15 protein-coding genes are annotated in these 23,952 nt (G+C 42.2%); 12 read left to right on the top strand and 3 right to left on the bottom strand.

Annotation, left to right across the window (positions count from 1 at the left end):
- Nucleotides 1–8 precede the first annotated feature (8 nt).
- The 4 genes from AC0YOD_RS16610 (at nucleotide 9) to AC0YOD_RS16595 (ending at nucleotide 8,750) form a co-directional block, all read left to right on the top strand.
- The gene (locus tag AC0YOD_RS16610) at nucleotides 9–3,146 is read left to right on the top strand and encodes a hypothetical protein (RefSeq protein ID WP_475800440.1); all 3,138 of its coding nucleotides are present in this window, start codon (nucleotides 9–11) and stop codon (nucleotides 3,144–3,146) included.
- A complete protein-coding gene (locus AC0YOD_RS16605) occupies nucleotides 3,143–4,192 on the top strand; it encodes a HEAT repeat domain-containing protein (protein WP_475800439.1) in 1,050 nt (349 codons plus the stop codon). The genes AC0YOD_RS16610 and AC0YOD_RS16605 overlap by 4 nt, the downstream gene beginning before the upstream one ends.
- 54 nt (nucleotides 4,193–4,246) lie before the next feature.
- A complete protein-coding gene (locus tag AC0YOD_RS16600) occupies nucleotides 4,247–5,656 on the top strand; it encodes a glycosyltransferase family 2 protein (protein ID WP_475800438.1) in 1,410 nt (469 codons plus the stop codon).
- Nucleotides 5,657–5,954: 298 nt separating this feature from the next.
- Entirely contained in the window at nucleotides 5,955–8,750 is a 2,796-nt protein-coding gene (locus AC0YOD_RS16595) for a glycoside hydrolase family 3 C-terminal domain-containing protein (RefSeq protein ID WP_475800437.1), read from the top strand.
- A gap of 158 nt (nucleotides 8,751–8,908) precedes the next feature.
- Here AC0YOD_RS16595 and AC0YOD_RS16590 read toward each other — a convergent pair whose 3' ends face one another.
- Nucleotides 8,909–10,519, bottom strand: a complete 1,611-nt coding sequence (locus AC0YOD_RS16590; RefSeq protein WP_475800436.1) for a response regulator transcription factor — start codon at nucleotides 10,517–10,519, stop codon at nucleotides 8,909–8,911.
- Complete coding sequence (locus tag AC0YOD_RS16585; RefSeq protein ID WP_475800435.1) at nucleotides 10,516–12,300, bottom strand: cache domain-containing sensor histidine kinase; 1,785 nt, start codon at nucleotides 12,298–12,300, stop codon at nucleotides 10,516–10,518. The genes AC0YOD_RS16590 and AC0YOD_RS16585 overlap by 4 nt, the downstream gene beginning before the upstream one ends.
- A gap of 156 nt (nucleotides 12,301–12,456) precedes the next feature.
- On the opposite strand from AC0YOD_RS16585, the gene AC0YOD_RS16580 reads away from it, so the two are divergent.
- From AC0YOD_RS16580 to AC0YOD_RS16545, 8 genes are all read left to right on the top strand, one after another.
- On the top strand, nucleotides 12,457–13,338 hold the full coding sequence (locus AC0YOD_RS16580; RefSeq protein WP_475800434.1) for a carbohydrate ABC transporter permease: 882 nt from the start codon (nucleotides 12,457–12,459) through the stop codon (nucleotides 13,336–13,338).
- On the top strand, nucleotides 13,338–14,174 hold the full coding sequence (locus AC0YOD_RS16575) for a carbohydrate ABC transporter permease (protein WP_475800433.1): 837 nt from the start codon (nucleotides 13,338–13,340) through the stop codon (nucleotides 14,172–14,174). The genes AC0YOD_RS16580 and AC0YOD_RS16575 overlap by 1 nt, the downstream gene beginning before the upstream one ends.
- Nucleotides 14,175–14,298: 124 nt before the next feature.
- Nucleotides 14,299–15,588 (top strand): ABC transporter substrate-binding protein, encoded by a 1,290-nt coding sequence (locus tag AC0YOD_RS16570; RefSeq protein ID WP_475800432.1) that lies wholly within the window; start codon nucleotides 14,299–14,301, stop codon nucleotides 15,586–15,588.
- A gap of 99 nt (nucleotides 15,589–15,687) precedes the next feature.
- Nucleotides 15,688–18,132 (top strand): glycoside hydrolase family 31 protein, encoded by a 2,445-nt coding sequence (locus tag AC0YOD_RS16565; RefSeq protein ID WP_475800431.1) that lies wholly within the window; start codon nucleotides 15,688–15,690, stop codon nucleotides 18,130–18,132.
- 207 nt (nucleotides 18,133–18,339) lie between these two features.
- The gene (locus tag AC0YOD_RS16560) at nucleotides 18,340–19,824 is read left to right on the top strand and encodes a spore germination protein (protein ID WP_475800430.1); all 1,485 of its coding nucleotides are present in this window, start codon (nucleotides 18,340–18,342) and stop codon (nucleotides 19,822–19,824) included.
- 19 nt (nucleotides 19,825–19,843) lie between these two features.
- A complete protein-coding gene (locus AC0YOD_RS16555) occupies nucleotides 19,844–21,025 on the top strand; it encodes a Ger(x)C family spore germination protein (RefSeq protein ID WP_475800429.1) in 1,182 nt (393 codons plus the stop codon).
- A complete protein-coding gene (locus tag AC0YOD_RS16550) occupies nucleotides 21,022–21,255 on the top strand; it encodes a hypothetical protein (protein ID WP_475800428.1) in 234 nt (77 codons plus the stop codon). Before AC0YOD_RS16555 ends, AC0YOD_RS16550 begins: the two co-directional genes overlap by 4 nt.
- 36 nt (nucleotides 21,256–21,291) lie before the next feature.
- A complete protein-coding gene (locus AC0YOD_RS16545; protein WP_475800427.1) occupies nucleotides 21,292–22,413 on the top strand; it encodes a GerAB/ArcD/ProY family transporter in 1,122 nt (373 codons plus the stop codon).
- Between the two features lie 93 nt (nucleotides 22,414–22,506).
- Here the strand turns inward: AC0YOD_RS16545 and AC0YOD_RS16540 are convergent, their stop codons facing one another.
- Nucleotides 22,507–23,874, bottom strand: coding sequence for a dicarboxylate/amino acid:cation symporter (locus tag AC0YOD_RS16540; protein ID WP_475800426.1), 1,368 nt, complete (start codon nucleotides 23,872–23,874; stop codon nucleotides 22,507–22,509).
- Nucleotides 23,875–23,952: the final 78 nt, after the last annotated feature.

Here is a 23,952-nt window from a genome sequence, read left to right as displayed (position 1 = left end):
TAAGTTTAATGGCTAAAAAGAAAATTAAGATTCGTTATTTTGTTTTGTTATTTTTATTCATTGTTCTAGTAGCACCCTTTGTTTTGTGGTTCAGTATACCAAGCAAGGATTTGAATATCGTTGTGCTTAATAAAACATTTCCCGTTGAGACGAATGCCTCTGGGGAAGTGGAGAAGCTGGATTACAGCAAACAGCGCGGCTTATACTGGCTTATTAATTACCATGGGATCAAAAATCCGGTAACGAAGAAATCATATAAAGAGAATAGAGATTATTATGGCAACTTTCTTGATGGGGGGAAGCTTGTTAACAAGCCATTCCAAAAGTTGACCGACGTGCCGGATATTATTTTTCTATCAGATATGTATGGGACAGGTAAATCGAAAATTAATGGTGAGGAAGCCAATGGCATTTCCGGTATGACGAAAGAGGAAGTCAGCCTTGTTTCAACCTATTATGCCAAAGGGACGACTGTCGTCGGTGAATATAATATTGCATCCGATCCCACAAATGCTAGTGTGTCAAAGGAATTAGAAGAAATTTTCGGAGTGAATTTTACAGGGGTAGCAGGAAAGTTCTTCTCTGATTTGTCTTCAAATGAAGATGTGCCTAATTGGATTCGAGATATCTACGAGCATCAGTACGGGAAGAAGTGGGACGTTACAGGCGGCGGAATTGTAATTGCCGGCAATAATAGAATTGTTGTCTTGCAACGTGATATTGGCTTTACAGGGAATTCGATTCAAATAGCGATGTCCGAAGAGAATGACAAAAATTTCGGCACAGAAACAACCGATTATTACAATTGGTTTGAAATTGTAGAGCCGTCCCAGGACGCATCGGTCATTGCATGGTACAGCCTGAACCTTACAGATGAGGGGAAAAGTCAGTTAGAACCATTTGGTCTTAGTGATCAATTTCCTGCGATTATTATGAATCAATCAAACCATCAAAAATCTTACTACTTAGCAGGGGATTTCACGGATTATAGGGGCCCTGATAAGATTAATCAGTTTATGGGAGCGGCAACGTTATATCGTTATTTTAGCGTGAATAGCGAGGGTGATTTATCTTATTTTTATTGGCATTTCTATGCGCCGTTCATATCTAAGATTCTAAAGGACACGGAACCTTTAGACCAAGAGGCTTTCAAGGCTGTGACTGAGGTAGCCAATGACGGCTCTCAGCTTGTGTCTAAGGTTGATAATAAACGGTTTGAAGTGTACCAAAATGGCACTTGGAATCCCATGTATATAAATGGCGTCGATATAGGTTCAACAGTACCGGGCACTTCAGATGGCACTTTACCTAATGATCCAGCTCTATATACCAATTGGTTTGAACAGATTGGCAACATGAATGCTAATACGATCAGAGTCTATACACTTATGCCAGCTGTTTTCTATCGAGCACTTGATAATTACAATTACAATCATCCCGATAAGGTGCTGTATTTATTACAGAATATATCCGTAGATCAAGAACCCGCATCGGGGAATTATCTGGATGCCGCGTATCATTCAGCCTTCGAACGAGCGGTAGAGAATACGATTAATGCCATTCATGGCAACGCAAATATAAAGAAGTCAGATGAAGGTGATTCTGACCTTTACGTTAACGACGTATCGAGTTATTTACTCGGCTATTTGGTTGATCCTGAACTGAGCATGGATAATGTAACGGCAACGGATAAGCGTAATTCAACTTATCACTTCGAGGGTGAATATGTATCTACGGAGGTCAGCGCAACACCAACGGAAGCATGGCTGGCTTCGATTAGCAATAAAGCTTATCAATATGAACAAACAAATTACAGCATGCAGCATCCAGCAGCGATTGTCAGCAATCCCGAGCTTGATGCCGTATATCAAGACATGTACAATCCTGCTGGACAAGTGGACAACATATCGGTTGATATTAACCAGATGATAACCTCCGACAAGGTTACGAGCGGGTTCTTCGGAGCATTCAGTATTTTTCCCGATCAGTCAGGTTTAATGAATGTTGGATCGAATGGAGCGCAGCCGAGTTTCTCAGAGTATGAGGAATACGTGAATCAATTAATCAAATCTCAGAGCAAATATCCGGTTCTAATAAGCGAGTTTGGTCTTCCGACAAGTGGGAAAACCACAGAAGATCAACAGGCTGAAGGAATGGTGTCTTTAATAAAGATCATTAAAGATAGCGGAGCGATGGGAGGGCTTGTATATGAATGGGCCGATCAATGGGGACAAAGCAATGCGCTGACATCTGCAATGATGATTCCCTATCAGCGTGGTGTTTTATGGCATAATACCGTCGATCCAGCGCAGAATTATGGCATCATGTCTCTGGAGTCCCGAATCCCTACTGAGTATGCGATGAATCTTCGAGGTTCGGGTCCGCTAACTATGTTATCGCTCACTGCGGATGAATCTTACTTCTATATTAAGGCTGAAATGAATGCCCTGCCGGACTTCAATAAGCAAAAAATGATGATCTATCTGGATACAATAGACAGAAAAAATGGGGAATATATGTTAGCCCCAGATGTGAATGAAAACTGGTCTGGTGTGGAGTTCAATATTAATATTGATAACCAAGACAAGGCAGATTTATTGACCATACCTAACTATAATGCAAGCCGAGGGTCTTATTATACGTCCGTTTCCAGTAATGGGATCTTCGAGAGAATGGTGAGGCTGTTATCACCTGAATATATTACGAAGTCAGGCATAAAGGTTCCTGCGATATATGAGGATGAATCGACATTAATTCCAGGTAAATTTGAGAATAGCAACAGCCATTTTAATTTCGAGGGTAACACACTACATGTAAGAATTCCTTGGGCAAGATTAAACTTTACTGATCCATCAAGCTTGCTTGTAGTGAATGACGAGAAGAGCAAAGGTTTGCTGCAAAATGCGAAAGATGCTCTTTCTGTGAGAATGACCGATGGCATCGTTACCTCCTTGGTCATTATGAATAAAGATACGAATCAGGTTGATTACCATTTCCCTGAGAACGTAACTTCATCAGGTTACAGAACATTCACATGGAATACCTGGGATGTTCCCCAAGTCGTATCCCGCAACAAAGCAAGCTATGAGAAAATTAAGGAAATTTTTGCAAATAACATTATAGGTACTGATGAGGGAGTACAATGACCAATCAAGCGTTTATTTTACTTTGGATTTCGGGCGGTCTCATTTTTAGTTTTTTTATAGCCATTGTAGGTACGTGGTTATACGGTCATATCAGCATGTTAATTTTCCAAAAAATGAATAAAACGCTGGAAGAGCTGCTCTCTTCTTATTTTCGCGCAAGCGAAGGAGAGGGCAAACCGTTCATTCATAAGCTAAATCAATACACAAAACACAGTAATGTAAAGAAGGAACAGATGATTAATCACATCATTCAGTATGGTGAAGCATTCATTGATAATCATCACAAACAGTTATTGATTTTATGCGAAGAGACGGGAATTAAGGCGTTTTTGATTAAGCGACTATTGTCAAAGCGAGATTACATCAAAGCTTTAGCTTGTCGGCAGTTGGGGGATCTAAGGTTACATTCTACTGAGCCCCACATTTGTAATTTGATCAATAGCAAAAATAATAATGTTATTTATAATGTTTTACTTGCGCTAGCTAAATTGGGCGATTTGAATAACTTAGCTCATATTCTGACTTCTAACTCCAGAAATATTACGATTTCTTTTAGAGCGGTTATTGAAGTTGTAGAGGAGTTTAAGGGGTCGAAGGAAGATTTATTTAAAGCAACCATTGATTCTAGTGATGATTATTTAAGAGGCATATTAATTAAAGCTGCGGCTGATGGTCAATATGAAGGCTTGAGTAGTTACTATGTAAAATATTTAAGCAGTGATAATATGAACTTGAAAATCGCGTGTGTTCGAGCGCTAAGCGGACTTGAAAATCCCGCCTATGAACAACATATGATCGATATGCTCGAAGCGGAAGAGTGGGAAGTCAGAGCAGCCGCTGCAAAAGGCCTTGAGAAAATTGGAACGAGCCATAGCTTTGAACCCCTATTAAAGATCGCAAGTGACAAGGAATGGTGGGTAAGACATAATGCTGCCAGCACACTTGTCTCCATTCCAGGGGGCAAGGAATATGCGCAGCAAATTATGAATGGCGGGGATCAATATGCTCGTGATGCTATTGCTGCTGCGATGGAAGTAACCGTTTAAGCTCAAATAGAATAGGAACCTCTAAGAAAGTTGGTAAGTACGATGTATTACTTTATGAACTTCATATTGTATTTTAGTGAGTTTTGCATGTTTTATACCATTGCGGTCAATCTCTTCTACAATGGTCAGATGCTGATCTCTGTGGTTGATCTGTTCGGTTACTTTAGGAAGATGAAGTCATCGGATTACAGAAGATATGTAGACTCTAAAAATATGATTCCGATTTCTATTATTGTTCCTGCCTACAACGAAGAGAAGACAATCGTGGACAATATTAAGTCTTTGCTTGCGTTAAACTATTATGAATATGAAATTATTGTTGTGAATGATGGTTCTAGAGATTCTACGATAGATAAGATTATTGAAGAATTTGAATTAGTAAAAGTGAACCAGCCTATCAAGGTTAGTATACAGACCAAAGAGGTTGTAGGTATTTATCGGAATCCTAAATATGAACGCTTAATAGTGGTCGATAAATTAAATGGAGGCAAAGCTGACGCGCTTAATGCCGGTATTAATTTATCTACCTATCCTCTATTTGCGAGTATAGATGCAGACTCTGTATTAGAGAATGATGCGCTGATTAAATTGACGATGATGTTTGTTGAACATCCTGAAACCATTGCAGTCGGTGGTATTGTAAGGGTATCGAATGGCTCAGTTATTAAGGATGGGAAACTAATAGAGATGAATATTCCGAAAAGCAAAGTTGCTCGCTTTCAAATTGTGGAATATTTACGGGCGTTTTTAACTGGACGTACGAGTTTAAGTAAACTGAACTCCATTCTTATTATATCAGGGGCTTTCGGAGCCTTTAATAAAAGTGTGGTTATTGAGTGCGGCGGATATAAAGTTAATACCATTGGCGAAGATATGGATATTATTATGAGGCTGCACAAAACAATGAAAGACCAGAAGAGAAAGTATAAGATTAAGTTTCTTGCAGATCCAATATGCTGGACGCAGGTTCCGGAATCGCTTAAGGATCTCAGAGTTCAGCGCAGAAGATGGCAGATCGGGTTGTTCGACAGCTTATTAAATTACAAATCTATGATTCTTAACCCGAAGTACGGTAGTGTTGGATTGATCGTTTTGCCTTACTATTGGTTATTTGAGTTGATTGGGCCAGTTGTTGAGTTTCTTGGTTATTTGTTTATACCGTTGGCCTATTTGTTCGGATTATTAGAGTTAAACAGCTTCTTGATTTATTTTTTAATTGCATTTTTGTTAGGTACTACGTTATCGATGGGCAGTATATTACTGGAGCAAATCTCCTTCCGTAAATACACAACGTTTAAGGGTACGATGCGTTTAGTATTGTTTGCTTTTATTGAAAACTTAGGCTACCGTCAGCTTACTGTTCTATTCCGAATTGAAGGTATTTTAAAGATCAGAAGCGGGCGGCATTCTTGGGGAACAATTAAGAGACAAGAATTTGGCGCAAGTGAAGAGCATGGTGCCTAATCAGAACTGATTTAACAACAATATTAGTGTTCTTATTCAAAGAATGCTGAACCATATTCTTTATTATAGAGGGCATCCTATGGGTGCCCTTGAATTTGTTTTGTGCGATAGGCGTCTGTAAAAGTGTTCTATTTTTTTGGATGCAGTGCTTGTATATTCATATTATCTCTTTTATTCTTAAAAGGACTTTATTGGTAACATGCATGGGTTCTTGTAATATTAGTTATTTTGAAAGGCACGAGTTACCTTTCTATAGAACCAGAAATATGTGTGGAATTGACAATCAGGAGGAAATAAATTGAGTACACAGAGTCTGGGAGTTCCATTAGAAGGTTTTGCAGAATTTAGTCGTACGGTAGCCGCAGAAGGCGCGGTTTTGTTGAAAAATGAAGGACAAGTGCTTCCCCTTCGAAACGGAGAAAGTGTTTCGGTTTTTGGAAGAACACAGGTTAATTATTATCGCAGCGGTACAGGCTCGGGCGGTAGTGTCCATGTTACATATACGACCAATTTGTTAGATGGTCTTCGCAGTAAAAACAACCTGGCAGTCAACGAAGAATTGGCTGCTGTCTATGAAGAGTGGATTAAGGAAAATCCGTTTGATAATGGCGGAGGCGTCTGGGCTGCAGAGCCGTGGAATCAGAAGGAAATGCCTTTAACCGATGAAATAGTGTCGGATGCAAGAAGTAAATCGAGCAAGGCAATCATTGTAATCGGACGTACGGCGGGAGAAGACCAGGATAATGCCGACGAGCCGGGAAGCTATCAATTAACAGCTGACGAAAAAGCAATGCTGAAGCAAGTAACTAGCCATTTTGAACAAACCATCGTCGTGCTGAATGTATCTAACATTATTGATATGAGCTGGATGAATGATGAAAGCCATGTGAACAAGGTTACATGCGTGATTTACTCATGGCAGGGCGGTATGGAAGGCGGCAATGCAATTGCCGACGTATTGGCTGGAGAAGTGACACCTAGCGGAAAATTAACCGATACGATCGCTTATTCCATTGATGATTATCCATCTACCCGTAATTACGGCAATGAGTTCAAAAACTTTTATCAAGAAGATATCTATGTGGGATATCGTTATTTCGAGACGTTTTGTCCGGATAAGGTTCAATTTGAATTTGGATACGGCCTATCTTATACCTCATTTAGCATAGAGCCTGAGGAAGCTAAAATAATGTCTAAAGATGGAGAACAATACGTTGAAATCGACGTAATGGTAACCAATACGGGAACTGCTTATGCGGGTAAAGAGGTAGTGCAGGTCTACTACGAAGCACCACAAGGAAAGCTGGGGCAGCCGGCTAAAGCTCTTGCAGCATTCGGGAAGACGAAACTCCTTCAAGCGGGTGAATCAGAGCGTCTTACGGTGAGCTTCCCTGTTCATTCTCTAGCTTCCTATGATGATGCCGGTGTGACGGGACATCCTTCTGCTTATGTTCTGGAAGCCGGAACATACCGCTTTTATGTGGGAACCAGTGTCAAAAACCTAGCTGAAGTAAACGTTCAAGGTCAAGACGGCTATGAGGTGGAAACTCTTCAAGTTGTGGAGCAGCTGCATGAAGCGATGGCGCCGATTGAAGGCTTTACGAGAATGATGCCGGGTGCTCAGAAGGAAGATGGTTCGTACGAGCTTATCTTTGCAGAAGTACCGAAGCGCAAGGTTTCTATGGCAGATCGGATTGAGAAAAACCTTCCCGAGACGTTAGCTCAAACCGGTAATCAAGGACATAAGTTAAGAGATGTTTTTGAGGGTAAAGTGGGCATGGAGGATTTCATCGCTCAGCTCAGCGATCAAGACCTGGCTGCGATCGTCAGAGGAGAAGGCATGAGCAGTCCGCTCGTTACACCGGGCACGGCTTCAGCTTTCGGAGGAGTAAGCGACAGCTTGTTCAACTTCGGCATTCCAGTAGCTTGTACAGCAGACGGCCCTTCTGGCATTCGTATGGATAGCGGACAGAAGGCAACTCAGGTTGCGATCGGAACCTTGCTTGCAGCAACTTGGAATACGGAACTTGTGGAAGAACTTTATGTTATGGAAGGTCAAGAATTATTAGGCAACAACGTGGATACCTTGCTCGGACCGGGCTTGAATATCCGCCGCAGTCCGCTTAATGGCCGCAACTTTGAGTATTTCTCGGAAGATCCGTTGATTTCTGGCGTATTTGCTGCAGCATGTACGCGTGGCATAATGAAGGGTGGCTCTAACGCCACACTGAAGCATTTTGCCTGCAATAACCAAGAAAAACATCGCAGTAAAGTAGATGCAATCGTATCGGAGCGCGCCCTTCGGGAGATTTATCTGAAAGGCTTTGAAATCGCAGTGAAGCAGGGTGGAGCTAATTCCATTATGACGTCCTATAATCCGATTAATGGGCATTGGGCGGCTTCCAATTATGATATGAATACTACTATTCTTCGCGGTGAGTGGGGCTTTAAAGGTATCGTCATGACGGATTGGTGGGCTATCATGAACGATGTTGTGCATGGAGGGCCTGCGGATCGCAAATTCACGAACTGGATGGTACGTGCACAAAACGATCTGTATATGGTTGTCAGTAACTATGGTGCGGAAATCAATGCTTGGGAAGACAATACGATAGAATCTTTGGAAAATGGTACCCTAACACGAGGAGAGCTTCAGCGCTCTGCGATGAACATTTGCGAGTTCATTATGCACGCACCGGTATTCTCAAGGAAACATGAAATAGAAGAAACAATTGATTCTTTCAAGGCGAATTCTTCTCTTTCTACGGAGCAAGCACAAGCAATTTCCCGCAATGCACAGGTTAAACCTGACGCAGCAGGATCTACCTTTATGAATGTAGATCAGGCAGGCCAATACCGGATCATTGTCAGCATCATGTCACCAGAGCCTGAACTCGCTCAAAGTGCTTGTAATGTAATACTAAATGATCAATTGATGACGACCATTCAAACGAATGGAACAGAAGGCAAATGGATCAGACAAAAGCTTGTGAAAATCGTGCTTGAAGCAGGTCTTTATGAATTGAAGCTGGATTTCATCAAACCAGGCTTGCAGATCGAATGGATCGAATTTAAAGCTGTAGAAACAGAATAGGCTAATTAATCAAGCGGAAGAATGGTTAGGTTGATGCGTGGCGGTAAATCCGTGATTCGCCTTGCCACGGTTTGCCGTGCTAAACGCCTATTCAAAATAACAAAGGCACCCTAAAGGGTGCCTTTACTTTTGGACATTGTGCTAGATCTAAATACGTATCATCCTAGTGTCTGATCTTTACGATACTCCCCAGGATTAATTCCTTCGAGTTTTTTAAACACTCTGCTGAAATATTTCTCGTCTTGATAGCCGACCATTTCTGCTACTTGAGCAATTCGCAGATGGGGATTATGCAGCAGCAGCTTTGCCTTCTCGATTCGAATCCGGCTGAGATAGTCGAGTAAGGTGACGCCGTATTCCTGTTTGAATTTACGAGCAATGTATTCTCGGCTTAGGAAGAAGCGTGTAGCAACATCCTGAAGCGATATATCCTCCTGATAATGACCCTCCACGTATTTCGCAATATTATGAATGAAAAAATGCTCTTTGGCATGTAACTGGGTCAGGACTTTAGAGGCAGCACCCAATCTATTCTCCATTTGAAGCTTAAGATCATCCCAAGATAACAGGCCCTCCTCATTCAAGGGTAGAGGGCGAAACGGTTCAGACTGGGAATCCTCATGCTCGCTGGCATTTGGTTCCCCTTTTTCGTTCTCAATCCATTTTATTTGCATCCAATCCCACTCATTCTCCCATTGGATGAGCTGCTCAGGAGTAACGGATCCTAGCTTTCTAATATCGTTTAACCATTGCTGGGTAATGGACTCCATTTGTTCTTGATTGCCGCTTAGAGCAGTCAGACGAAGCTGCTCTTCTAAGGAGGTCAGACGAAGCGGGCGAGTCAATGAATGACTCTCATCCAGATACGGATGCAACCGATTCGATTCTAGCAAATTGCGTCTCCACAAGGCTTTGGAAGCCTCGAGGTATGCGCGTGACACATCTTCAGGAAATATTCGTTTGGTCGTGAAACCGAAATGAAATCGACGATTCAAGGTTGCAGAAATGCCTTCATTAATATCTTGCAGCATATTGTTGAAGGAGCCTCGATCCTCCCAGAAGAGTATCACAATTTCACCCGGACTATTCAGCTGGCGAAAAGCAATTCCCTTCGACTTCAGCAGTTCATTACAAATGTTAGCGACTATGAAGAAGAGCAGTTGAATTTGATTTTGAAATTTGTCCAGCAGTTTTTGATCCAGTTGCGAGATGGATAGAACGGCAACCGAGCAGGAAGACAAGGGCAATGGAGAACGAAGCTCTTCATGAAGCTGATTCAGAAGATCTTTGCGAACCTGTCCGGTGACGAGCTCGGTTAACAGCTTGTCTACGTAGTGAGGCTTCATTTCGTTCACTTCAATACTCTGCTGCGTAATGCGGTAACGAGCGTCCTCCTCTTGACGCCAGCAATCCGCCGCTTTCTCTAATGCCTCATTCAGTGTATCGGCTTTGACTGGTTTAAGAATATAATCCATTCCGCCATTTCGAACAGCATGCCGTACGAATTCAAAGTCATCATAACCGCTAATCACAATGACTTTAATTTGAGGTCTATTCGTATACAGCCATGTTAATAGCTCAGCGCCATCTTTGCGGGGCATGCGCATATCCGTAAGGACAATTTGAGGATTTTCTGCCTGAATGAGCGACACAGCTTGTTCGCCGTCAGAGGCTTGTAATACCTCTGTTATATTAAATTTTGTCCAGTCCGCAAGCAAATTGATAGCATTCCTGACATGTTTTTCATCGTCTACGATTAAAACTTTCATGCTGGCTCACTCTCCCACACATAGTCTAAGGTGATTTTTACGCCATGCGGTTCTACATTTTCAATGAGGAGGACAGCTGTGTTCGCGTAGTATAATTGCAGACGCATGAGCACATTGTACAAACCGATGGAAGAACGCTCTGTCACGTCATTGTCTTCATTGACTTGCCGGATCTGTAATTCATCCTGCAGCCTCTTAAGTTCCAGCTCGGGAATAGACGTACCGTTATTTTCGATCTCAATGATAAGCCGTTTCGTAGCCGATACGCGGCTGCGAATAAATAGCTGTCCCATTCCTAAATGGGGGTCCATGCCGTGTTTAAAATAGTTCTCAACCAAAGGCTGCAATGTCATTTTGGGAATACCAACTGACAACGAGTTAGGAGCTATATCGAGAGTAAAATCAAATTGATCATCGAACCGTTCTTTTTGCAAGTCAAGGTAAAGCTTGAGATGGTCGATCTCCTCCTGCAAGGTTACCATAGCCTCACCGCTGCGCATTTTGTAGCGCATCATATCTGCTAGGGAAGAGAGTAGATTATAGACCCGCGGTACGTTATGCTGAAGCGCAACTGTACCGATCGACTGCAGCGTATTATACAAAAAATGAGGATCTATTTGTGATTGCAACGCTTTAAGCTGATTGGTTTTGTTCGCTAATTCAAGCTTGTATTTACGAAGGATTAGATTGTTAATTGTATCCATCATTTGTCTAAATTGCCGTGATAAAGAGCCGATCTCATCCTTGCTGTCTATCTCTATATTAATAGTTAGACGACCGGTCTGGATTTGATTCATATAGCTTGCCAGCTGTTTTATCGGTCTTGTAATACGGAATGAAATAAATAATGTGCCTAAAATAACAGCCAGTAGAGCAAGCACGGCAATAATGACGTTAATGGTGATTAACTCGGTTGACTTGCGGTACAGGACCGTATGAGGAATCTGCTTCACTAACGTCCACTTTGCAAAAGAGACCTCGAGTTTCTCATACACCTGAATGGCTTTGTCATCATCAATAAAGCCTGATTTTTCATTCGCTGCTTGTGCTGCTAAATTAACGTTCGTAAGCGGCTTGCCGATTTCTTCAGGTTTACCACTGTAGATGACAATATCATTCTCATCGAGCAGGTAAAATTGTTCGTCCTCCGCATTATAAAGTTGATTGCAGATCGCTGCAATCCCGTCTAGCCTTACATCGATGGCCATAATGGCCAACTGTGTAGTGGATGGGATTCGAACGATCGGACGATAGTAGGTGAATACCATTGTATCTGTAAAATCATTTGGTGAAGGCGGGAACCCGTAGCTATGAGCAGGATGCGGGGGCTCTGTACTGGTCTTTGCCGTATTGAATTTCATTGTACTTATGTAAGGGGAAGCGCGATACTCTCGTCTTGGTACACTGTTTGTGATGAGTGTCGACTGATTGGTATGACGGGAATGCATATACACCTGTTGAATATCTGGCAAAGAGCCTTGCAGATTCTGTAGGGTGGTGTACATCTCTGCAATCGCCTGATAATCGTCCAGCCCTTTAGATAAATTATTTAAGAAATGCGGGTCTGAATAGACGACGATGGAGGCACGGTTGATATTATTTAAATAGTTGATGAGATTTGTTTTACCCTGAAAAATTAATCGAGCATTATCACTTACAGCTTGCTCCTTGATTGATTCCCGAGTGTGAATAAGCGTAATAACTAAAGACAATACCAAAGGTACAATGGTAACTACTAACATAAATTGAATAAGCCTTGTCCGTATGCTGTGAGAATTCATCTGCTTCCACCTCGCCCTTATCATGATCTATCCCATCTATCTTGAATGAGATCAATATCGTGTTCCTATTGGTTCACGATTGTCCGTTTTTTTTGATTCGCCTTTCTCGCATACTAATTATAAGCAAAAAACGAAATGTGCAAAGGGGAGAACGGGATGAATCACAAAAAAACTTCGCAACTGACTAAGCAGGCTGTGTTCGTCGGTCCTGCTATTATCTTTTTCATCCTTATTATTGTCATTCCATTCCTACTTGGATTGTATTATTCATTCACGAATTGGAACGGTATATCAGGAGAAGCAGCATGGGTTGGATTAGACAACTATAAACAAATTTTTATGCATGACAGCGGGTTCCGCGACTCCTTTTGGTTTACGACCAAATTTACAGTTCTTGGTGTCGTGTTAACGAATGTATTAGGCTTCTTCTTAGCCTATTTTCTAATTAAACCGCTCAAATCGCGGAATATTCTCCGAACGGTTTTTTTCATGCCGAATGTCATCGGGGGATTGCTGCTCGGATTCATATGGCAATTTATTTTTGTAAAAGGATTCTCAGCAATCGGAAGTGCAACAGGACTCTCCTTCTTTAATCTGCCTTGGCTGGGGACAGAAAAAACAGCTTTTTGGGCGATTGTCATTGTATTCGTATGGCAGACAGCAGGCTATCTCATGGTCATCTACATCTCTTCACTTAATAATGTGCCCAAAGATATTCTAGAAGCAGCTGAGATTGATGGTGCAAACCGGTTTCAAGTTCTTCGCTCCATTATTATCCCGCTCATTATGCCTGCAGCAACGGTATGTTTATTCTTAGCTATTTCTTGGTCATTCAAAATGTTCGACCTTAACCTATCACTGACTAAAGGCGGTCCTTTTGGTTCAACAGAATCGGTGGCCATGAACATTTACAATGAGGCTTTCTCAAGAAATAGATATGGTTTAGGAACAGCAAAAGCTATTATATTCTTTGTCATTGTAGCTGTCATCACGAGTCTACAAGTGAAAATTACAAAAAGTAAGGAGGTTGAAGCGTAATGGACATAACGAAAAACGATCGTATAGGAAGAATCGTGACGGAAGTGGTCATGGTTTTAATCGCTCTCCTCTTTCTCGTTCCGTTCTACTTTTTGTTTGTCAATTCAGTTAAAACCATCGGTGATTTGTTTACAAGTGCAGCTAGCTTGCCGAAATCATTGGAATGGAGTAACTATACTCGCGCATTTGAGATTACGAAGTTTCCAACCGCATTCATGAATTCAGTCATTATTACGGTAATAAGCAATGTGCTGCTTGTCATTATTAGCGCTATGGCTGCTTATAACATGGTTCGCAGCAATAGTCGATTTAATCGTATTCTTTTCCTTTTATTTGTGGCTGCGATGGTCGTGCCTTTTCAATCGATCATGATACCGCTTGTGAAAGTGACAAGCACTTTGGGTCTTATGAACAGCATTCCGGGATTGATTATCTGTTATTTAGGCTTTGGTGTACCGATCTCTATTTTCTTATTCCATGGATTTGTGAAATCTATTCCGTTAGAAATAGAAGAAGCTGCGACTGTGGATGGTTCGAACGCCTACGGCGTTTTTTATCGGGTAGTTCTTCCACTCTTGAAACCGATGCTTGTAACGGTGTTTATCTTGAACACACTTTGGATCTGGAATGATTATCTGCTGCCATCGCTTATCCTGCAATCAGCAGATTTACGTACAATTCCAATAGCGACTTTCGCATTCTTCGGACAATACACCAAGCAGTGGGATTTGGCTCTGCCAGCCCTTGTCATGGGGGTTCTACCGGTTATTATTTTCTTCTTATCCATGCAGAAATATATTATTGAGGGTATTACACAAGGAGCGGTTAAAGGCTAAAGAGATGTCACACGCGTCTACCTCTTTGGTCAATATCCTCCCTACAAGAGCTGATTAAGACCATCTACAATGAGGAAGTAAACGATTTCACACTAACAAACAGAAGGTAAGGGGAGGTTTCATCATGAAAAATTACAAAAAGATGACACTCGTTATGCTGCTCGCTATCTCATTGCTGCTATCCGCTTGCGGCTCGAAAACAGCGAACAATCAAGGGAATGATGCAGCTGCTTCAAAGGAAACAAAGACAATTAAAATTTTCCAATTTAAAGTTGAAATCGCTGAAGCATTAAACAAGCTTAAAGGTGAGTATGAGAGCACGCATCCAGGTATTAAGCTGGACATTCAAACCGTAGGCGGCGGTTCAGATTACGGCGCTGCGTTAAAAGCGAAATTTGCATCAGGTGAAGAACCAGATATTTTCAACAACGGCGGATACAGAGATCTTGAGACATGGTTCAACAACTTAGAGGATCTGTCTGATCAGCCTTGGGTTTCCGATGCTGTAGATGTTGCCAAAGAGCCAATGACGAAAGACGGTAAAATTTATGGTCAACCGATGAACCTGGAAGGCTATGGACTTGTTTATAACAAGGATCTATTCGCTAAAGCAGGCATTACAGAAACGCCGAAAACGCTAAGCCAGCTGGAAGAAGCGGCTAAGAAGCTTCAGGCAATTGGTGTAACACCATTCGCGAATGGCTATCAAGAGCTTTGGATTCTTGGGAACCATACGCTGAACGTAGCGTTTGCACAACAAAAGGATCCGGATGCATTCGTTAAGGGACTAAATGAAGGTACAGAGAAAATTCCAGGCAACGCGGTATTCCAAGAGTGGACAAACCTCGTTGATCTGACATTGAAATACGGCAACAAAAACCCATTAACAACGGACTACAACACTGAAATGACGATGTTTGCTAATGGTGAAGCAGCTATGACGCAGCAGGGCAACTGGACACAAGTACAAATTGACAGCATTAATCCAGAGTTGAACATTGGTATTTTGCCAATGCCAATTAACGAAAATGCTGCTGAGAATGACAAATTATTTGTTGGCGTACCAAACAACTGGGTTGTTAACAAAAACTCTGCAGTGAAACCAGAAGCAAAAGAATTTTTGAACTGGTTGGTAACTTCTGATATCGGTAAAAAATATATCGCTAAAGAATTCAAATTCATTCCTGCCTTCAAGAGCATTGAAGCATCAAGTGAAGATCTAGGGGATCTTGGGGCTGAGGTAGTTAGCTACAGTCAAGCAGGTAAAGCATTAAGCTGGAACTTTAACAAATTCCCTGATGGCGGTATGAATGAATTCGCTAATCAAATTCAAGCTTACATTGCAGGTAAATCGGATAAGAACGGCTTGTTCGAAGATTTGCAAAAAGCATGGGATAGCTTGAAAACGAAATAAGTACGGAGATAGCCTGATAATCACTATACGAACAATGAAGAGGCGATCTCCGGTTAACGGTTGACGCCTCTTTTCATGACAACACGGGAGGGAACAGATATGGAAGGAAGCGCAGCGATACATCCTAATAAGATGGGTTTGTTAGATGAACAAGCCATGCGGAAACAAATGGGGGCATTACGAGCGTTTGAGCAAAATGAGGGAAGCTATATTTGCCGTGGCGAAAAGGTAAATGCAGTCATTGTCTTTATTACCGACGACATATGCCGGATTAAAGTTTTTCATGGTACGGATGCCGATCTATCTACGACACCAGGCGTTTTGCCGCAAGGGCGTTCAATCGAGGTGAGGATGGAGGAGAACGACAATCAGTTCCTTTTTATAACGCATTCAATGAAGGTGGTTGTCGATAAAGCTGACTTTAGCTTTTCATTTGAAGATCTTGATGGCAACCGGATTGCACATCAGTATCCAATAAGCTGGAGTGCTCGAGGTGAGTTAAGCGCATCCTATGAGAGCACAGTGGAATCTCATTTCTATGGATTGGGTGAAAAGACAGGCTTCTTGGACAAGCGCGGTGAACGCTACACGAACTGGAATACCGATGTTTACGCGCCGCATGTCCCAGAGATTGAAGCGCTCTATGAGTCCATTCCATTACTTATTCATATGAACGGCGACCGAAGCTATGGATTATTTTTAGATAATCCCGGACGGACAGAGTTTGATATGAGGTCGGAGGAAACGGCCTTCTCGGTTAGTTGTTCAACTGGCGCTTATGATATTTATTTTATTAACGGTCCTGAGTTGAAGGAAGTTGTATCCCGGTATACGACGCTTACCGGAAAGATGGAGCTCCCTCCAAAATGGGCGATCGGTTATCATCAATCTCGTTACAGCTACATGAATCAGCAAGAAGTTCTAGAGCTAGCCAGGACCTTCCGAGCGAAGCAAATTCCATGTGATGTTATTTATCTGGATATTCATTATATGAACGAGTATCGCGTATTCAGCTTCGATTCGGTTCGCTTCCCTGATCCGCAAGCCATGATGGATGAACTGAAAACACTAGGAATTCGAATTGTGCCTATTGTCGATCCAGGAGTGAAGAAAGACCCGAAATATAAGGTGTATCAAGAGGGAGTGCGAGAGAATCATTTTGTCCGGAAGCTGGAAGGGGATATTTTCTTCGGTGAAGTATGGCCGGGCGTGAGTGCCTTCCCTGATTTCACAGAAGACCGTACATCGGAATGGTGGGGAGAGCAGCATCGCTTCTATACCGATCTTGGTATTCAAGGAATTTGGAATGATATGAACGAGCCTGCCTTGTTTAATGAGAGCAAGACGATGGATCTCGATGCCATGCATGGCAACAATGGGAAACCATTAACGCATGAAGAGCTGCATAATTTATACGGAATGCTGATGTCCAAGGCGACTTACGAAGGATTATGCGGTCTCTTGGAGGGACAACGTCCTTTCATCCTAACACGTGCTGGATATGCTGGCATTCAACGTTATGCAGCTGTATGGACTGGCGACAATCGCAGCTTCTGGGAGCATATGGCGATGGCAATGCCGATGGTCATGAACATGGGATTATCGGGTATTCCGTTTGCAGGCCCTGATATTGGCGGATTTGCGCATCATGCCTCGGATGAGCTGCTTGTACGCTGGACACAAATGGGTGCATTCTTTCCTTATTGCCGGAATCATTCCGCAATTGGTACGGTACGTCAAGAGCCATGGTCGTTCGGCAGCAAGTCTGAGGAGATTGTACGAGATTATATTGGTCTTCGCTATCGTCTCATGCCGCATCTATACAACTTATTCCATGAGTCTGCGACAAGCGGCTTGCCGATTCTTCGTCCGCTGCTTCTAGAATATCCGTCCGATCCGAATGTGACGAACTTGTGTGACCAGTTCCTGCTCGGGGAGGATATGTTGATTGCACCTGTATATCGTCCGAATACGACTCATCGTGCGGTTTATTTGCCTGCTGGCACATGGATCGACTATTGGACGGGAGAGAGCTTAGTTGGAGGCCGTCATATCTTAGCACATGCGCCATTAGAAATCATGCCAATCTATATCAAGGCAGGGGCAATCATTGCTGAGGGTCCGTTAAAACAAAGCGCTGATGAAGTGGTGGAGGAATTTCTTCAATTCCATGTCTATGGTGCCGCTGCATCTTCAGATTTCACAGCTGTATATACGTTATATGAAGATGATGGCGTTAGCTTCGACTATCGGGAAGGCGCTTATTCGGAATTATCCATAAACATTGCTGGCAAACAGAATACAGTGGAATTGAATTGGCATTACAAAGCTGAGAATGCGTTTAAGCAAGAGCGTAAGCAGCTTCGATTCTCATTCCATTGTCCTAGCTTTACAGCTAAACATATAGAAGGTTTACAAGGCATGACGCAAGAGGAGCTAGCTGCTGGTGCGGAAGGCTGGACGATAGATTCATCTACCGGAGAGCTGCTGATTCAAGTAGCAGACCATGCTGCGGGCGGTAAGCTCTTGATTACAGTTGCGTAAAATAAGAAGAGTTAAATAAGAAGAGGCGAGTGGGCAAACCACTCGCCTCTTCTTATTTTTGACTATCTTTTTTTACAAAATGGAATCCATTTTGTAAAGATCATATGAGTGAACGCAGCAGTGGTACAAACGATTTTATTCGTTTATTTTCCATATCATTTGGTCATACTTAGGCATGAGACATTACGGTGAAGGCGGCGATAGTTAATGGATCAAAGATTATCGGATGAAATTGCAACTATCCCTATTGCCCCGAACGTTGAGCGAAACCTGGAGAAGATTTTAAACGATTTTGGTGAAAGCGATGACGTTGTTGTACGCAAAATACAGATTGCCGGAGCGGCGGCAATGGCAGTTGTTTATATTGATGGTTTAACAGATGTTACAGCAATAAACAATTATATTTTGGAGATGCTAAGCCGTTCCCATGACGTTAAAAAAGATGACACTGATCATTTGGCTGAACATTTATTATCTGGTGTAGGATCCATTAGTAAGGTGTCAGAAATGGCTTCTTTGTACAACTATTTGTTATCAGGTGACGCTATCATCTTAGTAGAAGGCATCAGTTACGCTTATCGTGCGGATAATCGTCAATGGAAGGGTCGCGACGTTACCGAGTCGACGAATCAGACATCCATAAGAGGGCCTAAAGAAAGCTTTAATGAAACGCTTCGAACAAATACAGCGTTGATTAGACGGAAAATTAAAGATCAGCGTCTTCGTCTTGAGACGATTTCAATTGGACGGATGACGAAAACCGACGTTACCCTTATGTACATAGATGGCATAGCCAAGACCTCTGTTATTAATATGGCACGCTCACGAATTCGAGGGATAGATATTGATAGTGTTCTGGAAAGCGGGTATATTGAAGAGCTGATCGAAGATGGTAAATATTCACTCTTTCCAACTGTTTTTAACTCAGAGCTGCCGGATAATGTCGCCGCACAATTGTTGGAAGGAAAAGTAGCAATATTTGTAGATGGAACGCCGAACGTATTGCTTGTACCAACTGCATTTGTTACTTTTTTTCAGTCGACAGAAGATTATTATCAACGTGCTTATTATGCAAGTTTGCTTCGTCTCTTGAGATTTGGCAGTGTCGTACTCTCACTCTTGTTCCCCTCTTTGTACATAGCGATAACTACATTTCACCGTGATATGCTTCCAGTCTCACTGCTAATAAATCTGGCAGCACAGCGGGAGGGCGTACCATTTCCAGCTTTTATTGAAGCGTTAGTGATGGAGGTAACCTTTGAAATTTTAAGGGAAGCGGGTTTGCGTATGCCCCGCGCAATTGGTCAGGCGGTATCGGTCGTTGGTACACTCGTTATCGGACAGGCAGCAGTAGAGGCCGGTATTGTATCAGCTGCTATGGTTATCGTTGTGTCTATAACAGCAATCTCGACATTTACATTGCCAGCCTATAGTATGTCCATTCCGATACGTATTTTCCGATTTGTGTTTATGGGTTTGGCCGCAAGCTTTGGGTTGTTCGGTATTATTATGGGTTTGTTCATTATTCTCCTTCATTTATGCTCATTGCGCTCCTTCGGTGAACCTTATATGTCTCCGCTCTCACCATACCAATCAAGCGATATGGAAGATACACTTCTTCGTCTGCCAAGATGGTTGGTATACAAACGACCCAGCACATCAATAGGCAGCGGGAAGAGTCGCAAGGGTTAAATAGGAGGAGAGGATTTTTTTGTGGCATAAATTATTAATAAGTGTATTTTGTTTGATTATCCTTACCGGTTGCTGGAGCAGACGGGAATTAAATGAATTACTAATTGTACTCGGAATGGGCGTTGACTGGGTAGATGGTGAATATCTCGTATCATTCCAAGTGGTCAACCCTAGTGAAATATCAGCACAAAAAAAGGGGGGGGACCGCCCGCCCGGAACACTATTTCAGGCAAGGGGAAAAACGATATTTGAAGCGGCAAGGTCATTGACTGCGGAAGCGCCAAGAAAGGTGTATATGGGGCATCTGCAGATCTTCGTAATTGGAGAAACGTTAGCAAGAAGGGGAATACGAGATTTTATCGATAATACACTTCGTGACAATGAATTGAGGATGGATTTCAGCTTAGTAGTTGCAAGGGACATGAAAGCAGAAGAAATTCTCAAATTGTTTACACCGCTGGAGAGGCTGCCGACCTATAGCATGCTTCAATCATTGAAAACATCTCAGAAGTCTTGGGCACCAACCATATCCGTCACAATGGATGAAGTACTAAATAAGCTTTCAATCGAAAGTAGTGAGCTCGTATTAACAGGTATTCAAATCATCGGTAATTCGGAAATGTCGGAATCGAAAAAAAACGTAGAGCCGTTCCAGCCTCCCAGTCGCTTCCGTTATACCGGCATCGCTGCATTCAAAGATGATAAGCTGGTGGGCTGGCTAAATGAAAAGGAAAGCAAAGGATATACGGATATTACAGACAAACTTGACAGCACATCGATAGAGCTTGTATGTGGCAATCAAAAATATATAGGTATTGAGATATCCTCTTCAAAATCTGAAATAGAGACGAAGGTTCAAAATGGTAAGCCGGAGCTCATCGTCCATATCAGCACTGAAGCAAACATCGTTTCAAAGTCATGTGTGGATGTTGATCTAACGGATCAGGCAACGATTGAAAAGCTGCAGAAAGGTGTAGAAGCTACTTTATTAAGTAATGCAGATGCAGCGGTGAAACGTGCCAAGCTTTTGAAATCCGACATTTTTGGATTTGGCGGCCAGTTCGAAAAACACCATCCTGCTTATTGGGTGCATGCTAAGGAGAAATGGAATAATGATCTTTTCCCTCAATGTAAGGTTCGTTTTGATATCGAATTAAAAATCCGTAAAACGGGGACTATTGGTAATTCTACTTTGTTGTGAAACGGAGCGTGGGGAGGATTGGGCATAGCATTTCGTCTATTATAGCGGTACTGGCATTAGCGGCGGGAGCCTTTTGGCTGGAGGCTCCCGGTCTCAAACGGCGTGAACGGAAGCGGGAATTGATAATCTTCATTTTCTTTCTGCTAATAGCGACAGCATTGTATATTGCTTTGATACTGAAGGTAAGTCTTCCAAACTTATTTCAATTAATAAATCAGGTATATGGATAAACCAAATCGGATGTTGTCGAGGATAAGGGGTAGGCGATGAACGGATACGCAAATGCTAAAATCTCTGTTCGGCAGTTTACGATCCTGATTATTCTCGGGATTGTAGGCGATTCGATTCTCATTCTGCCAACTATAGTGGCTGCATCGGCCAAACAAGATGCTTGGTTGTCCATGCTGCTTGCCTCATTCTTTGGACTTCTGACTGGGGCGCTTTTTGCTGGAATTGCAAACAGACAGGAGGGTTCCAGTCTGATTGTTGCCTTACTGAAGAAGTTGGGAGTTTGGATAGGCAGTTTATTCAGTGTGCTTTTTTTATTTGAAGTCTTCATATGTTGTCTGACGCTTATGAGTGAGATGAGTCAATTCATGACAACACAGTTGATGCCGGAGACGCCTGCAATTGCAATTCTCCTTTTTTTCACTGTTGTCATTATCATCGGTTATAGGTATGGAATCGAAGCGTTTGCTCGAATGAGTGAGCTGCTATTCCCTGTGTTTATGGCATTTTTTGTATTTCTTACTGTTTTCTTGTTACCTCAAGTGGAGCTATCCAATCTTTTTCCTATGGCGGTCAAGGGATTCGGTCCTATAATAAACGGATCATTGCCGGCTTTTACATTCGGATTTTCTGAAATGTTTATTATTCTAATGCTCGTACCTCATATTAACAGCAATAAGAAATTAACAAAACCGATCATGTTAGGCTTTGTAATGGGGGCTGTTTTATTATTTATCATTGTTCTCTTTTGTGTGTTAGTACTAGGTCCAAATTTAATGGAAACGAAGTATTATCCGACATTCGTGCTGGCGCAAAAAATAAAAGTGGCGGACTTTTTAGAGCGATTAGAAGCCATTATTACTTTTTTGTGGGTGATTACTGTTTTTTACAAGACGATGCTTTTGTTTTTTGCTTTTACTACCGGTATCAGTCAGTTATTCCGATTAAAAGAGAGCAATATGCTGACGATCCCTCTAGGCATGATATTGATTGTATTTACGATTGTCGGAACGCCCAGCATTACGGAATATAATAAAATGCTGTTTGAACACTATCCTTGGTTTGACATGACATTTTGTGTCTTATTACCGGTACTGCTTTTCGTGACGCTTTACATAGCAGATAAGCTAAAAGGGAAAAGCAAGAAATTAGAAAAATAGCGGCTCACTATAAGTGAAGCCAAAAAAAGCGACCTAATGGGTACAGCCATGAATGGCGCTGTATTAATTAGGTCGCTTGTGTCTGTAAAAGTATTATACCGCGTTCAATGAAACTTCATCGTCTTCATTTTTATTAAATGCTTCGCGATCAAATTCACCTTCAGAATTTGCAACGAGTAGGGAAGTTACAGCTGTTCCTGAAGCATTTACGGCTGTACGGCCCATATCGATGAGTGATTCAACCCCTGCGACGATTGCCATTCCCTCAAGAGGCAATCCAAGTGCCGTTAGTACGACTGTTGTTGAAATGGTAGCTGGACCAGGAACGCCAGCAACACCGATTGATGAAATGACACTTACCAAAACGAGAATAATATAGTCTGTACCTGTTAGCGTAATATCGAATAGCTGCGCCGTAAATACTGCTACAATCGCAGGCCATATACCGCCACATGCATTGAAGTTAACGGATGCGCCTAGCGGTGCGATAAAGCTTGCAATCCTTGGTGAGACATGAAGACGTTTCGTAATCACTTCCAGATTAACGGGAAGAGTGGCATAACTGCTGCGTGTCGTAAAACCAACTGCAACCGTTGGGTATATCTTCCGGAAGAAGCGAAGCGGGTTCACTTTTACAACCAATAGAACGAGTCCGCCAAATATTACGACGAAGTGAATGATCATGGCCACATAAGAGGTTATGATCACACTTCCGAGCTCTTGTAATGTCTCCCAGCCATAACGTGCTGTCATGCCGGCGATCAATGCGAACACACCATAAGGTGTTAGGCGAATAACGAATTTAACGACTTGATGCAAAACTTGAGTAGCCGATTGGATGAGATCACGTACAGGCTGTACTGCCTCAGGCTTCTTGGAGCCTACTTTAATGATCGCTATTGAAACGAAAATGGCAAAGATAAGAAGAGGTACTACTTTGCCAGTCGCAGCTTCATTAAATGGATTTGACGGAACGAGATCAAGAATAACCTCTGAGAAAGTTGGAATCTCACGTGCCGTGTAATCAGCTGGAATTTCAACTTTAAGTCCTTTTCCAGGGTTCATTAGAAGAGCAACCGATAAACCGATTATTGAAGCAATACCTGTCGTGCCAAGGAACCATGCGAATGTTTTGAAGCCGATTTTACGCAAGTATTCCAAATTAGTTAAGGAAGAAATACTGTTTAATACGAGTGTGAATACGAGCGGAATAACGAGCATCTTAATGAGACTAATATAGATGCTTCCAAATGTGGTGATTGCTTTGTATTCGAAAGTGTCCAAAGCCTGAAAGATAAGACCGACGACGACACCGATTCCTAGTCCAACGAGTACTCGTGTACCGAAACCAACGCGTTTCTTCGCCAAGTAATATAATATTGCAAAAACAAAAATAGCAGCAACGAAACTGTACCAATTCGTCTCAATTGCTATAAGCAGATTATTTTCCACTTTATCCATGATGCAAATCCCCCTAAACCAATCTATTTTGTATGAATTGAATCTAATGTACTGAGAATGTAACAAAAAGTCAATTGG

Source organism: Paenibacillus sp. J31P13 (assembly GCF_056269295.1).
This window is presented reverse-complemented; position numbering and strand designations above follow the sequence as displayed.

Coding starts and splice junctions, on each gene's coding strand:
- AC0YOD_RS16560 (WP_475800430.1), top strand. CDS start 18,340: ATGGATCAAAGATTATCGGATGAAATTGCAACTATCCCTATTGCCCCG.
- AC0YOD_RS16575 (WP_475800433.1), top strand. CDS start 13,338: ATGGACATAACGAAAAACGATCGTATAGGAAGAATCGTGACGGAAGTG.
- AC0YOD_RS16540 (WP_475800426.1), bottom strand. CDS start 23,874: ATGGATAAAGTGGAAAATAATCTGCTTATAGCAATTGAGACGAATTGG.
- AC0YOD_RS16600 (WP_475800438.1), top strand. CDS start 4,247: ATGAACTTCATATTGTATTTTAGTGAGTTTTGCATGTTTTATACCATT.
- AC0YOD_RS16605 (WP_475800439.1), top strand. CDS start 3,143: ATGACCAATCAAGCGTTTATTTTACTTTGGATTTCGGGCGGTCTCATT.
- AC0YOD_RS16590 (WP_475800436.1), bottom strand. CDS start 10,519: ATGAAAGTTTTAATCGTAGACGATGAAAAACATGTCAGGAATGCTATC.
- AC0YOD_RS16570 (WP_475800432.1), top strand. CDS start 14,299: ATGAAAAATTACAAAAAGATGACACTCGTTATGCTGCTCGCTATCTCA.
- AC0YOD_RS16610 (WP_475800440.1), top strand. CDS start 9: ATGGCTAAAAAGAAAATTAAGATTCGTTATTTTGTTTTGTTATTTTTA.
- AC0YOD_RS16565 (WP_475800431.1), top strand. CDS start 15,688: ATGGAAGGAAGCGCAGCGATACATCCTAATAAGATGGGTTTGTTAGAT.
- AC0YOD_RS16580 (WP_475800434.1), top strand. CDS start 12,457: ATGAATCACAAAAAAACTTCGCAACTGACTAAGCAGGCTGTGTTCGTC.
- AC0YOD_RS16585 (WP_475800435.1), bottom strand. CDS start 12,300: ATGAATTCTCACAGCATACGGACAAGGCTTATTCAATTTATGTTAGTA.
- AC0YOD_RS16545 (WP_475800427.1), top strand. CDS start 21,292: ATGAACGGATACGCAAATGCTAAAATCTCTGTTCGGCAGTTTACGATC.